11 protein-coding genes and 1 other RNA gene are annotated in these 12,579 nt (G+C 53.4%); 5 read left to right on the forward strand and 7 right to left on the reverse strand.

Going from position 1 to position 12,579, the window contains the following annotated elements; all coding sequences use genetic code 11:
* Nucleotides 1-17: 17 nt before the first annotated feature.
* The 3 genes from ubiH to EIP93_RS02545 all read right to left on the reverse strand — a co-directional run bounded on the left by ubiH (nt 18) and on the right by EIP93_RS02545 (nt 3,229).
* Nucleotides 18-1,196, reverse strand: a complete 1,179-nt coding sequence (ubiH, locus tag EIP93_RS02535; protein ID WP_125232235.1) for a 2-octaprenyl-6-methoxyphenyl hydroxylase — start codon at nt 1,194-1,196, stop codon at nt 18-20.
* Nucleotides 1,197-1,241: 45 nt separating this feature from the next.
* Complete coding sequence (gene pepP, locus EIP93_RS02540) at nt 1,242-2,567, reverse strand: Xaa-Pro aminopeptidase (protein ID WP_116362619.1); 1,326 nt, start codon at nt 2,565-2,567, stop codon at nt 1,242-1,244.
* A gap of 74 nt (nt 2,568-2,641) precedes the next feature.
* Nucleotides 2,642-3,229 carry a YecA/YgfB family protein gene (locus tag EIP93_RS02545; protein ID WP_103861511.1) on the reverse strand — a complete coding sequence of 196 codons (588 nt, stop codon included), beginning with the start codon at nt 3,227-3,229 and terminating at the stop codon, nt 2,642-2,644.
* 192 nt (nt 3,230-3,421) lie between these two features.
* On the opposite strand from EIP93_RS02545, the gene zapA reads away from it, so the two are divergent.
* From zapA to EIP93_RS02560, 3 genes are all read left to right on the forward strand, one after another.
* Nucleotides 3,422-3,751: a cell division protein ZapA gene (zapA, locus tag EIP93_RS02550; RefSeq protein WP_010284667.1), complete on the forward strand. Its 330-nt coding sequence runs from the start codon at nt 3,422-3,424 to the stop codon at nt 3,749-3,751.
* Between the two features lie 74 nt (nt 3,752-3,825).
* A non-coding RNA gene (ssrS, locus tag EIP93_RS02555) (6S RNA) lies at nt 3,826-4,009 on the forward strand.
* A 39-nt stretch (nt 4,010-4,048) separates the two neighbouring features.
* Complete coding sequence (locus EIP93_RS02560; protein WP_107333682.1) at nt 4,049-4,696, forward strand: 5-formyltetrahydrofolate cyclo-ligase; 648 nt, start codon at nt 4,049-4,051, stop codon at nt 4,694-4,696.
* On the opposite strand, the gene nadR is transcribed toward EIP93_RS02560, so the two are convergent.
* The 3 genes from nadR to serB all read right to left on the reverse strand — a co-directional run bounded on the left by nadR (nt 4,693) and on the right by serB (nt 8,443).
* Entirely contained in the window at nt 4,693-5,946 is a 1,254-nt protein-coding gene (nadR, locus tag EIP93_RS02565) for a multifunctional transcriptional regulator/nicotinamide-nucleotide adenylyltransferase/ribosylnicotinamide kinase NadR (RefSeq protein WP_107332255.1), read from the reverse strand. The genes EIP93_RS02560 and nadR overlap by 4 nt on opposite strands.
* 119 nt (nt 5,947-6,065) lie before the next feature.
* Entirely contained in the window at nt 6,066-7,448 is a 1,383-nt protein-coding gene (gene radA / locus EIP93_RS02570; protein ID WP_103861509.1) for a DNA repair protein RadA, read from the reverse strand.
* 17 nt (nt 7,449-7,465) lie between these two features.
* Nucleotides 7,466-8,443, reverse strand: a complete 978-nt coding sequence (gene serB, locus EIP93_RS02575; RefSeq protein WP_107332256.1) for a phosphoserine phosphatase — start codon at nt 8,441-8,443, stop codon at nt 7,466-7,468.
* Between the two features lie 156 nt (nt 8,444-8,599).
* Between serB and EIP93_RS02580 the strand changes: the two genes are divergently transcribed.
* The gene (locus EIP93_RS02580) at nt 8,600-9,298 is read left to right on the forward strand and encodes a YtjB family periplasmic protein (protein ID WP_010296287.1); all 699 of its coding nucleotides are present in this window, start codon (nt 8,600-8,602) and stop codon (nt 9,296-9,298) included.
* A 48-nt stretch (nt 9,299-9,346) separates the two neighbouring features.
* Here the strand turns inward: EIP93_RS02580 and EIP93_RS02585 are convergent, their stop codons facing one another.
* Nucleotides 9,347-10,255 carry a hypothetical protein gene (locus tag EIP93_RS02585; RefSeq protein ID WP_125232236.1) on the reverse strand — a complete coding sequence of 303 codons (909 nt, stop codon included), beginning with the start codon at nt 10,253-10,255 and terminating at the stop codon, nt 9,347-9,349.
* 293 nt (nt 10,256-10,548) lie between these two features.
* Here EIP93_RS02585 and prfC point away from each other — a divergent pair, with 293 nt between their 5' ends.
* Complete coding sequence (prfC, locus tag EIP93_RS02590; protein ID WP_039481772.1) at nt 10,549-12,138, forward strand: peptide chain release factor 3; 1,590 nt, start codon at nt 10,549-10,551, stop codon at nt 12,136-12,138.
* Nucleotides 12,139-12,579: the final 441 nt, after the last annotated feature.

The following is a 12,579-nucleotide window of genomic DNA, read 5'->3' on the forward strand; positions in this document are numbered from 1 at the left end:
CCTGTTGGCGAGCTTAATTAACGTTCTACCCAGCCCAGCGTGCGACGAGCAAAGGCGTCGCGCATTAGCGGTAGGTTATTCATGGCGATCAGTCCCAGATTGCGGCTGACGGTCAGCGCGGCATAGCGGTTGGCGAATAGCCTGACCAGTCCATCGGTGATCGCCACCGTGGTGTGTTGGTCGGGCTCGCGCCGCTGTTGGTAGCGGCTGAGCACGCTGTACTGGCCGATATCCTGCTGTTTTTTCGCTGCATCGACGAGGGTTTCCGCCAGCGACATGACATCGCGAATCCCCAGATTAAAGCCCTGTCCGGCAATCGGGTGCAACGTTTGCGCGGCGTTACCCACCAGCGCCAGCCGATGGCTAATATGCTGGCTTGCCGTGAGTAAGCGCAGTGGATAGCTGTGGCGTTCACCGATGTGGGTGAACGGCCCCAGACGCCAGCCAAAAGCCTGCTGTAGCTGTTGGCGAAAGCCGGCTTCACTCCAGCTATCGACCTCATGTTGACGGTGTTTATCATGGCACCAGACGAGCGAACTGCGACCGTTACTCATCGGCAAGAGCGCCAGCGGGCCGTGCGGAGTAAACCGCTCGAACGCGCGTCCGCGATGGGGTTCTGCGGTTGTTACATTGGCGATGGTCGCAATCTGATCATAATCATGCTGCTGCCATTGAATACCGCAGGACTGCGACAGCATGGAATGTGAGCCATCGGCGGCGACCAGCAGTTGGCCTGTTAGCTCGGTGCCGTCGTCCAGCGTTAGCGTTGCATTATCCTGCGTCCGCGTGACGGCAATGACTTTGGCCGGGCAATGCAGACGCACGCCCGGAGCCTGTTGTAGTAGGGAAAACAGGCGTTGCCCGACGTCGTGCAGTTCAACCACATGGCCTAACGCCTGAACGTGATAGTCCGAGGCCTTCAGATTCACTACACTGGCGTGCCCGCGTTCGCTGACGTGAATGTCGGTTATCGCCGTTGCGTTACCCGACAGCGCTTGCCAGATGCCTAACGCTGCTAGCTGTTGACGAGTGCCGTCAGACAGCGCGATGGCGCGTGCGTCAAAACCCGGATGTTCCTTGCCGAGTGGCGAGTGCGCCTCGATAAGATCGACCGGAATTGCGCCCTGCGAAAGCCGCGATATCGCCAGCGCCAGCGTTGCGCCTGCCATCCCACCACCGACAATCATGACCGCCATGCTGTTGTCCTTTGCAATTATGTCGTTGCCCTTTGAAAGCGCTGCTTAGTGTTGCTTATCATGCTGCTGCGCCATGAGCGCTTCGATGGCATCAGCGTCTTTGATTACGCCCGCCGTCAGGTTTTCATTGCCGTTTTCGGTGATCACGATGTTATCTTCGATACGTACGCCGATTCCCCGGTACTGCTGCGGCACTTTGGCATCAGGTGCGATGTAAAGACCCGGCTCGATGGTCAGTACCATACCCGGTTCAAGCGGGCGGCCCCGATCGGTGGTGCCGTAGTTACCCACGTCGTGCACGTCCAGACCCAGCCAGTGGCTGAGGCCGTGCATGAAGAACTGGCGATGTGCCTGCTCGGCAATCAGCTCTTCCACTTCACCTTTCAGCACGCCAAGCTTGATAAGCCCGCCGACCATGATGCGCACCACTTCTTCGTTCACTTCACGGATGCTGCGACCCGGACCAAACAGTTCCAGCGCACGCAGCTGTGAGCGCAGCACGATGTCATAAATGGCACGCTGCGGCGCAGTAAATTTGCCGTTGACGGGGAAGGTGCGGGTAATGTCGCCAGCATAGCTTTTGTATTCACAGCCAGCGTCAATCAGCACCAGATCGCCGTCGCGCATTTGTGTTTCATTTTCGGTGTAATGCAGGATACAGGCGTTGTCACCGCTGCCGACGATGGTGTTGTAAGAAGGATAACGTGCACCGTGACGGGTAAATTCGTGGTGAATTTCGCCTTCGAGCTGATATTCATACATGCCGGGACGGCATTTTTGCATGGCGCGGGTGTGGGCCAGCGCGGTAATTTCACAGGCGCGGCGCATCACGCTAATTTCTTCTGGTGATTTAAACAGGCGCATCTCATGCACCCACGGACGCCAGTCTGTCAGCGTAGCCGGGGCAGCAAAGCCCTGACGGGAGCCGTTGCGCAAGGTGTCTAGCGCGGCGAAGACCAGTTTGTCGGCATAATCGTACTGCCCTTGCGCGTGGTACACCACGTCCAGCCCATTCAATAAGAGATGCAGTTGTGCGCCGATTTCGCCAAATGGCAGTGCACGGTCAACGCCGAGTTTAGCTGGCGCGGCTTCCTGACCGAGACGACGACCAAACCAGATTTCGGCTGTCAGATCGCGTACGCGGTTGAAGATCACGCTGTGATGATGTTTGGCATCGCTTTTTACCAGTAGCAGAACGGCTTCTGGTTCGTTGAATCCCGTGAAATACCAGAAATCGCTATTTTGACGATAAGGATAGTCACTGTCGGCATTGCGCTGTGCTTCCGGCGCGGCAAAAATAATCGCCGCGCTGCCCGGTGCCATTTTTTCCAACAGACCCTGACGACGACGAAGAAATTCTTGTGGATTCATCACCTGCTCCTGAAAATAGTCCGTGCGGTTGCCTTTCCCTTCCGCTCTGAATGAGGCATGCCTTTCTACGTTATTTAGTGCAGCGTTGGCTTTTGCTGTTCGGGCGCAGTCACAACGCGTTGGCTGGTAAATTCGGTATGGCACAAAATGGCAGAGACGCGAACATACTCAATGATTTCTTCCAGTGATTGCGCCAGTTCTTCCTGGTCTTCATCTTCGTCGTAGCCCAACTGTGCGATGTTGCGTAAATCTTCGATAGCTTCTTTCAGCTCGCCTTTGGCTTTGTTCAACTGTGGCTGAGCCACGCCCAGCCCGAGTAGGAAGTGGTTGACCCAGCCTGCCAGCGCGTCGGCGCGATCGAAAACGCTCACGTCATCCTGCGAGTCGTCCGGCAGGAAAAGCTGGAACAGAAAGCCGTCATCTTCCAGCGCTTCACGCGTGGCCTGATACAGTTCCTGAAGCGGCTGCGACAGCGTTTGGGTAAACGCCATGCCTTCGTTAGTCAGTTCAAAAACCAGCGTTCTCCAACTGTCGTCATGGTTTCCACCACACAGCATCCCACTGATCAAACCGTGCATTTCTGCTGCGGTCAGCGCGACCTGCTGTTGGTGAAGCAGTTGGTCAAGGCCTTCATAGGCAGGAAACGTATTCTCTATAGACATGCGGATTCGTCATCGTTGGCTGGATTGGTTCGTGCTATGCTACCACCAAGCTCCCTTTCGATTCCAGAAAGGGCTTGTATCTTAGATCTCGGCTATATATAGTTGCGCCCGCTTTAACGAGCCCGATGTAACGGGTAATGCTCATGCTATGTGGCACGCGGGCGTAAGAACGACAAAAGGCAGGAAGGTGGTATGTCTGCACAACCAGTAGATATTCAAATTTTTGGCCGTTCGTTAAGAGTGAATTGCCCGCCAGAACAACAAGATGCGTTGAATCAGGCGGCGGAAGATCTTAACCAGCGGTTGCAAGATCTTAAAGTTCGCACTAGAGTCACAAACACTGAGCAACTGGTGTTTATTGCCGCGCTGAATGTGTGCCATGAGCTGGCGCAGGAGCGGGGTAAGACGCGTGATTATGCGTCGAATATGGAACAGCGTATTCGTATGTTGCAGCAGACGATCGAACAGGCGTTGCTGGAGCAAGGCAAGATCACTGAACGTCAGGGTGCACAATTTGAATAACGTCGTATTTTGACAAAAGTACGGTGTTTTTACGCGAGAAGACGTGCTAAGGTTTATCGCGAGTAACGAATAAAATTTCTCTGAGATGTTTGTCAGCGGGCCAGTCCCCTGAGCCGATATTTCATACCAACAGAATGTAATGCTCTGCGGTTGGTGAGCACGCTCGGTTCGTCCGAGAAGCCTTAAGACTGCGACGTTATGTTCACCTTGAACCAAGGGTTCAAGGGTTACAGCCTGCGGCGGCATCTCGGAGATTCCCTTTCTTTTATCATTTTTGACCCGTGGCGAATGCAGCCCATGTCATCTTCTGATTCATCTTCATCGGCACTTCCCGATACTCCACTCTCTTCTACGGCAGCATCGCGTCAGCAGATTCGTCAGGCTGTGCGTCAGCAGCGTCGTTTACTGACGCCAGAGCAGCAGTCGCGCTTTGCGCAGCAGGCGAGTGAGCGCGTCATAGCGCACCCTAAAATCATACTGGCAGATAGCGTCGCAGTATTTCTGTCATTTGATGGCGAACTGGATACGCACCCGCTGATTCAACAGCTGTGGCAGCAGGAGAAACGCGTTTATTTGCCGGTTCTGCATCCGTTTCGTTCCGGGCATCTGTTGTTCCTGCGCTATGCACCGGACACTGAGTTGGTGCGCAATCGTCTGAAGATTATGGAGCCGCGTCTGGACGTGCGTCAGGTACTGCCGTTACCACAATTAGACGTCCTGCTGACGCCGCTGGTGGCGTTTGATCATCAGGGGCAGCGGCTGGGTATGGGGGGCGGTTTTTACGACCGTACGTTGCAGTATCGCAACTATACGTCTCGCGGGCCTTACCCGATCGGTCTGGCCCACGATTGTCAGCAGGTTGACGCACTGCCAGTAGAAAGCTGGGACATTCCGCTGCCGGAAATTATTACCCCCTCCCGCCATTGGCAGTGGACCACACGCTAGCTTTTGATCGGTCCGGGCACCCGATCGTGACCCAACATTTGTTGTACCAATTCCACACAGTGCAGGAAGCGCGAATCGTAGTCCGACTCTTTGATGTAAACGTACGGGATATTATTGTTAGCCAGCATCGTTTTCAGCAGGTCCTGGAACTCCGAACGGGCGGTGGTGCTGCCTAAGCTACGCAACCCATCGGCGACCCACGGCGTGTTGTTTTCCAGCAAAATTACTAGATCGAAGCGGTATTCATCGATCAGCGCCTGAACGAACGGGTGCTCACGACCCTCGTATTTCTTGCAGAACGCCTGAGTGGTGACGAAGTCAGTGTCGATGAAGGCCACTTTATTGGCATATTTCACTGCAAAATCAATGTATTGCGCCTGACCCAGCGCAATTTTGTCGTAGTCGGAATACTGCAACGCCATCTCGTCGCCACCCAGATGGGAGAACACGTAATCGCGACCATATTCCCAGGCGCTGGTGGTGTTGAAGATATTAGCCAGCTTATTCACCAGCGTGGATTTACCGCTGGACTCGCCGCCAAGAATGGCAACGGTACGCACAAAGAACGGCTTCACTTCGGTCGGGATATAGTCCCAGTAACGGAAGGGATCGTGGCGAATCTGCGAACCGCTGATGTTCATAAAGGAGCGCTGCGGGTCGATCAGGACAGCCTCAATGCCCAGGTGCTCGCGGTATTGTGCGGCATCCTGCTCTTCGCTGGTGTAGACGAAATTCGGCGTGATGCTTTTTTCCTGCATAAACGCCTGAATCCCTTTGCTCCACACATCCCAGCCGTGCGGGTAAGGCTCCATTCCTTGCTCATTGAAGGCGTGAATATGAATATTTTTCTGATACTTAAAGGTCTGCAATAGCCAGCGCAGGCGGTCGCTGACGGTAGGCTGCTGTGACATCGAGCTGTTCTCAAACAGCAGACGGTCGCGCGGTTCGTCGTAACCTAAAATGATATGCAGTTCATCGATCTGGCTGCAAGCACGCTGAATCAGATAAATGTGGCCTGTGTGTAGCGGATAGAACTTGCCGAAGACGACGCCAATGTTCTTTTCGTAGCGTGGGAATTCCAGTTCAAGAAAGCGATGCAGCGCTTCCAGCTTCTGTGCGCTAGGGCTTTTGATTTTTGCATTAAGTAATTGACTGAGATAGCCTTTGGTCATATCGGTCGCGTCGGCAACCTGCTGTAGGGTGCAACCCTTCTGCCGGATGGCGGATTTCAGGTAATCAAATGATGACATGGTGCAGCACTCTTGTTTAGCTTACTAAACAAAGTACCACAGAATAGGGCAACATCCGCTACGCTTTCATCCCCTGTTTAGCTCAGGATGGAAGGGGCGGATGGCCTTCTGTGGTCCGTTTAGAGATCGTCGAGGATCGCCAGCGCGTCGGCTAGCTTTTTCACGCCGAATACCTGCATGCTGGCAGGGGCTTTCTTCGGCATATTGGCATGAGGAACGATGGCGCGTTTGAAGCCATGCTTGGCGGCTTCGGTAATCCGCTCTTGTCCGCTGGGAACCGGGCGGATTTCGCCCGCCAGACCGACTTCACCGAAGATGACCAGATCGTGCGGCAGCGGGCGGTCGCGGAAGCTGGAGACCAGCGATAGCAGCAGCGCTAGGTCGGCACTGGTTTCGGTGACTTTAACGCCGCCGACGACATTCACGAACACATCCTGATCCGACATCTGCAAGCCGCCGTGGCGATGCAGCACCGCCAGCAGGATGGCTAATCGGTTTTGCTCCAGCCCGACCGCAACGCGACGCGGATTGGCCATCATCGATTGATCTACCAGCGCCTGAATTTCGACCAGCAGCGGACGTGTGCCTTCCCACACCACCATGACCGAACTGCCGGACGTGATTTCGTCCCCACGGCTGAGAAAAATTGCCGACGGATTGCTGATCTCGCGTAGACCTTGTTCCGTCATCGCGAACACGCCCAGCTCATTAACGGCGCCGAAACGGTTTTTATGGCTGCGCAGGGTGCGGAAGCGAGAATCGGCATCGCCATCCAGCAGCACGGAGCAGTCGATGCAGTGTTCCAATACTTTTGGCCCGGCGAGCGAACCGTCTTTGGTGACGTGGCCGACCATCACGATAGCAACGCCGCGCGTTTTGGCGAAGCGCGTCAGGTAGGCGGCGGTTTCACGCACCTGCGCCACGCTGCCGGGAGACGATTGAATATCGGCGAGATGCATGACCTGAATGGAGTCGATCACCATCAGCTTCGGCTGTTCCTGCTCGGCAATCAGGCAAATCTGTTCGATGCTGGTTTCCGACAGCATGTTGAGGTTCTGCGTCGGCAGATTGAGTCTGTGCGCCCGCATTGCCACCTGCTGCAACGATTCTTCGCCGGTGACATACAGGGTTTTCATGTTTTCTGACAGCTTGCAGAGCGTTTGCAACAGCAGGGTACTTTTACCCGCGCCGGGGCTACCGCCGATCAGAATGGCGCTGCCGGGAACGACGCCGCCGCCCAGAACGCGGTCAAACTCCTGAAAGCCGGTAGAAAAGCGCGGCAGGGCTTCAAGACTGATTTCCGAGAGCTTCTGTACCCGGCTGATGCCAGCGCTTTCGCCTGCATAGCCAGTGAGACGGTCAGAACGTGACACAGACGCCGAGACCAGGCGGACTTCGGTAATGGTATTCCAGGCATGGCAGGCGCTGCATTGCCCTTGCCAGCGCGGGTAGTCAGCCCCGCATTCATTACATACAAACGCCCGTTTGACGGCTTTTGCCACGTATCACCTCCCACTGATTAACGCTTTTCGTGTCTCATACTGCCGCTGAGGATGCACAGCACGCCGGTCAGATCGGCATGACGGATAGTCACCGTAGACTGTTCATTGACCTTCGGTTTGGCGTGATAGGCAATACCTAAGCTGGCTACCTTGATCATCGGCAGATCGTTTGCGCCGTCGCCAATCGCAACGGTCTGATGCATGGGGATTTCCAGCTTTTCCGCCAGCTGTTGCAGCGTGGTCGCTTTATATTTTGCATCGACAATCGTGCCGATGACGTCGCCGGTCAGCTTGCCGTCTTGCATGCCTAACTCGTTGGCAACAGCGGCGACCAGACCTAACTCATCACGTAAATAATCAGCAAAGTAGGTAAACCCGCCCGATGCAATCGCGACGTGCCAGCCTGCTTCCTGAAGCTGACTAACCATATTACGCAGGCCCGGCATTAGTGGCAGTGTTTTACGCACCGTTTGTAAGATAGTGGCGTCGGCACCTTTTAATGTTCCCACGCGCTGGCGCAGGCTGGCCGCGAAATCCAGCTCGCCGCGCATCGCGCGTTCGGTGACTTCAGCGACCAGTTCACCCGTGCCCGCCAGTTTGGCGATTTCATCAATACATTCGATCTGAATCGCGGTGGAATCCATGTCCATCACCAGTAAACCCGGTGAACGCAGCGTTGGCGCGTTACGCATGGCCGCGACATCGATGCCCAGTTCGTGGGCCAGTTTGGTTGCGCGTGGTGTCAGCGTGCCTGCTAAACGCACGACCTGATAATCGCCCACGTTCCAGGCGCTCACGATCACCATCGCGCTCCCCAGCTTACGCTGGTAGCGGGAAATCAGGTTTTTATCGAGGACATCGCTGTAAATCAGCCAGCCAGTGTCGCCAGCGCGGTAGTCAAGCGGCATCACTTCGTCACCGCTCAGTGATAATGGCAGTCCCGGCCAACAGTTGATCTCATCAGGGAGGTCACGATAGGTCAGACTATTCGACATGGGGTAAATCCTCTGCTGGCAGTAGTGCGATAAAGTCGTGCGATAAAGAGGGATGCGGCGTCGACCGAACATATCCCTCCAAAAACTGGGCAACAAGCTATCCTATCGTCGGCGCTTCTGGCAACATGAAAGTATCCAAATCGTGTAAGGATTATCATGGTTCGCGCCCGGGTGAAATTTCGTCTACACCGCACGGCAATTGTGCTGATTTGCCTCGCTCTGCTAGTGGTATTAATGCAAGGTGCGTCCTATTTCAGTTTGAGCCACCAGATGGCACGATCTGAACAGGTTGAAGATCTGGCACGTACGCTCTCCAGACAGGTGGCTTACAGCCTTTCTCCGCTGATGGGCAGCGTGGATGATAATAGTCAAAAAATTAATACCATCCTCAAACAGCTTACCGATCACAGCCGCATTCTGGATGCCGGCGTATATCAGCAGGACGGCTCGCTGGTAGCGCATATCGGTGAGCAAGTGCAGTTGAGAGACAGGCTGGCGCTGGATGGCAATCGGGTCGGTAGCTACTTTAACCATCAGTTGGTTCAGCCGATTGAGGGAAAAGAAGGGCCGATTGGCTTCCTGCGGATTACCTTAGATACCCATGTGCTGGCGACCGAAGCCAGACAGGTCGATAACACCACCAATATTCTGCGTCTGATGATTTTGCTTTCACTGGCTATCGGCATCATCCTGACCCGTACGCTTTTGCAGAACCGCCGTACCCGCTGGCAGCAGTCGCCTTACCTTCTCACGGCCAGTACGCCAGTGAAAGAAGAAGGGGATGAGGTAGAAAGCGACACGCAGCCGGACAGCGGCGCGGTAGTGAAAAAAGACGGGGAGGAGAAAAGTCTCTGACACACGAACGGCCCCGAACAAACGGTCTGTTTGTTCGGGGCGATGTGGCTATTTCAATTGCTGCTGGAACTGAAACCAGTGAGCCTGATACTTGTTGACTATCGAGAGATGGGCGTTCTTGGTATAGCGGTCAGGCGTGGTCGCAGAGATATAGTTGCGAAAGCTGTCAAACAAAGAATCCGCTTGCGTTGATGCGGCCAGAGAAAAGATTTGCTGACGCTGAACCTGCGTGGCCGATGTGCCTTCCGCGTTTTTCTGTAGTTCCATAAACGTGGAGCCTGCCTTATCGGCGTCTCCTACATCGACGCTGCGCTGATACTCATCTTGCAGAATATGTTTTTCCACATTGCTCAGCGCATCAGACTGGTACTGGATGAAGTCCTGAATATCCTTATCGGCTTTCTGGTGCGCGCTGCTATCCACATAGCGGTTTTTCAGTTCTTCCAGCTTTGCCGCTTTTATGGTGATTTCCATGCTATCGGTGGTGTAGTTCCACGTTCTCACGTCGGACGGTTTAGACAGTGCTTGATGAACCAGGTTGATAAAGTCTTCTTTACTGATACCGCTGTCAGCTTTGAGATTATTTGACCAAAGTTCCAACGCTATTTCATTCGTGCCGATAGGATCAATCGGCAACTTGGCCGTTGAGTTAGTCTCGTTTTTTATCATCAGGTTACGTGCTTTAAGCATCTCTGCTTGCATCGCATCTTGATCTATTTCGCTCAAGTTAGAAGGTGGAGCGTTTGCTATATTTTCTTTCAAGCGTGCCATCGCTTCCGCAGAGATTTTTATCGTGTTGGGGAAGGTGACCGTCTTTCCGGTAATCGGATCGACGATTTGTACGCTGTCGGCCGCGCTGGACTCTGTCGTTGCTGTGTGCTGTGTTGACGATGAAGGTATCGCGGTGCTTTGGGCCTGAGAATTGCTATAACCCGTATTATTTACAGACAAGCTCATACTCTCTCCTTAAGTGCGATTAAGTGATTAAATATTGACCCAAATGTTATCGGCAAGGACAGATGGTAACTTTATAAATGATTTATTCCGTTATTATTACTTGTGACGTGGCGCTGAGGTTTGGCAAGTAAAGACGCTGCTTTGCTGTTTATGCCATCACCGATTGTGTCTGCACGTTAAATCAGGGAAAATACTCGGCTACAGTTTATTTCCGCTTTGCCTGACGATCTGACATCGGTGTGTTGTTGACTTGATGCTGACGCCGGGTGGCTAACAAAAGAAACCTGAAAATCATGTCTCCAAGTGAATACGCCCGCGAAGTCTCCAAAAGAAGAACGTTCGCTATCATTTCTCACCCCGATGCCGGTAAAACCACGATTACCGAAAAGGTCCTGCTGTTCGGACAGGCGATCCAGACTGCCGGTACGGTAAAAGGGCGTGGTTCGAACCAGCATGCGAAATCCGACTGGATGGAGATGGAAAAACAGCGTGGTATCTCCATCACCACGTCCGTGATGCAGTTCCCCTACCGCGAATGTCTGGTTAACCTGCTGGATACCCCAGGGCACGAAGACTTCTCCGAAGATACCTATCGTACGCTGACGGCGGTGGACTGCTGCCTGATGGTGATCGACGCCGCGAAAGGGGTCGAAGATCGTACGCGTAAGCTGATGGAAGTCACTCGTCTGCGCGACACCCCGATTCTGACGTTCATGAACAAACTTGACCGTGACATCCGCGATCCGATGGAAGTGCTGGATGAAGTCGAGAGTGAGCTTAAGATTGCCTGCGCCCCGATTACCTGGCCGATTGGCTGCGGCAAACTGTTCAAAGGCGTGTACCACCTTTATAAAGACGAAACCTATCTGTATCAGACCGGTAAAGGCCATACGATTCAGGAAGTGCGTATCGTTAAAGGGCTGGATAACCCGGAACTGGATACCGCCGTTGGCGAAGAACTGGCTGCACAGCTGCGTGAAGAGCTGGAGCTGGTGCAAGGGGCATCGCACGAATTTGAACTGGACGCATTTCTGGCAGGTGAACTGACGCCAGTCTTCTTTGGTACGGCGCTGGGGAACTTCGGCGTTGACCATATGCTGGATGGGCTAATCGCCTGGGCACCTGCGCCGATGCCGCGTAAAACAGATACCCGTGAAGTGACGGCAGCGGAAGAGAAATTCACCGGCTTTGTGTTCAAGATTCAGGCCAACATGGACCCGAAACACCGTGACCGCGTGGCGTTTATGCGCGTCGTGTCTGGGAGATATGAAAAAAGCATGAAGCTGCGTCAGGTGCGTACGGGCAAAGACGTGGTGATTTCAGACGCGCTGACCTTTATGGCGGGCGACCGTTCCCACATTGAAGAAGCCTACCCGGGCGATATCATCGGGTTACACAACCACGGTACTATCCAGATTGGTGATACGTTTACGCAGGGCGAAGACATGAAATTCACCGGTATCCCCAACTTTGCGCCGGAACTGTTCCGTCGTATCCGCCTGCGTGACCCGCTCAAGCAGAAACAGCTGCTTAAAGGGCTGGTACAGCTGTCCGAGGAAGGTGCGGTGCAGGTCTTCCGTCCATTGACCAACAACGACCTTATCGTGGGTGCGGTCGGTGTGCTGCAGTTTGATGTGGTCGTTGCTCGTCTGAAAACGGAATACAACGTTGAGGCGATTTACGAGTCGGTGAACGTTTCTACCGCGCGCTGGGTTGAGTGCAGCGATGTGAAGAAGTTCGAAGAGTTTAAGCGTAAGAACGAACAGCATCTGGCACTGGATGGTGGTGATAATCTGGCCTATATCGCACCGACGATGGTAAACCTGAACCTGACGCGGGAACGCTATCCAGAAGTGAAGTTCCACCAAACGCGTGAGCATTAATTTTGATTGGTAGTGCCACGGTTTCACGAAAAGAGTAGTGGCTGTGGCGTTTAAATAGTGACCATGTTGTTAAAATAATCATCACCCGGTTATGCTTGGCTTTAGGCCAAAAGTGCCGGGTGTTTTTATTTTTAAATGTATTAAAAAACAATGTATTAGTCTTTTTTTCTTCCTGCTGTTATTTCTCGTTTCAGTGCAACAGACAAATCTGAATTGCTGCGCATATTCCCTTGTTCCCCTGTGATTTTCCATTCTGTAGGCTATAGTTAACAGCGTGTTAACTGATTTAGCTTGTTCAACTGTTAGTGCAATTTAAGTTGGTTCATTATTTTGATTTGTTTCGTCTTTGCAATTCAATACTCTGATTTTTTATGCAAGTAGAGGGAATCATCGGAGTATTGATAACGTCATTATCACCTTGATTTGCTGATGACGGTGCAG

Origin of the sequence: Pectobacterium versatile (assembly GCF_003932035.1) — a bacterium.
Taxonomy (GTDB): Bacteria; Pseudomonadota; Gammaproteobacteria; order Enterobacterales; family Enterobacteriaceae; genus Pectobacterium; species Pectobacterium versatile.

Bases quoted from the DNA above. Each gene is read 5' to 3' on its own strand.
- serB (WP_107332256.1), bottom strand. From the start codon at position 8,443: ATGTCGAATAGTCTGACCTATCGTGACCTCCCTGATGAGATCAACTGT.
- EIP93_RS02580 (WP_010296287.1), top strand. From the start codon at position 8,600: ATGGTTCGCGCCCGGGTGAAATTTCGTCTACACCGCACGGCAATTGTG.
- EIP93_RS02585 (WP_125232236.1), bottom strand. From the start codon at position 10,255: ATGAGCTTGTCTGTAAATAATACGGGTTATAGCAATTCTCAGGCCCAA.
- prfC (WP_039481772.1), top strand. From the start codon at position 10,549: ATGTCTCCAAGTGAATACGCCCGCGAAGTCTCCAAAAGAAGAACGTTC.
- EIP93_RS02545 (WP_103861511.1), bottom strand. From the start codon at position 3,229: ATGTCTATAGAGAATACGTTTCCTGCCTATGAAGGCCTTGACCAACTG.
- nadR (WP_107332255.1), bottom strand. From the start codon at position 5,946: ATGTCATCATTTGATTACCTGAAATCCGCCATCCGGCAGAAGGGTTGC.
- zapA (WP_010284667.1), top strand. From the start codon at position 3,422: ATGTCTGCACAACCAGTAGATATTCAAATTTTTGGCCGTTCGTTAAGA.
- ubiH (WP_125232235.1), bottom strand. From the start codon at position 1,196: ATGGCGGTCATGATTGTCGGTGGTGGGATGGCAGGCGCAACGCTGGCG.
- pepP (WP_116362619.1), bottom strand. From the start codon at position 2,567: ATGAATCCACAAGAATTTCTTCGTCGTCGTCAGGGTCTGTTGGAAAAA.
- EIP93_RS02560 (WP_107333682.1), top strand. From the start codon at position 4,049: ATGTCATCTTCTGATTCATCTTCATCGGCACTTCCCGATACTCCACTC.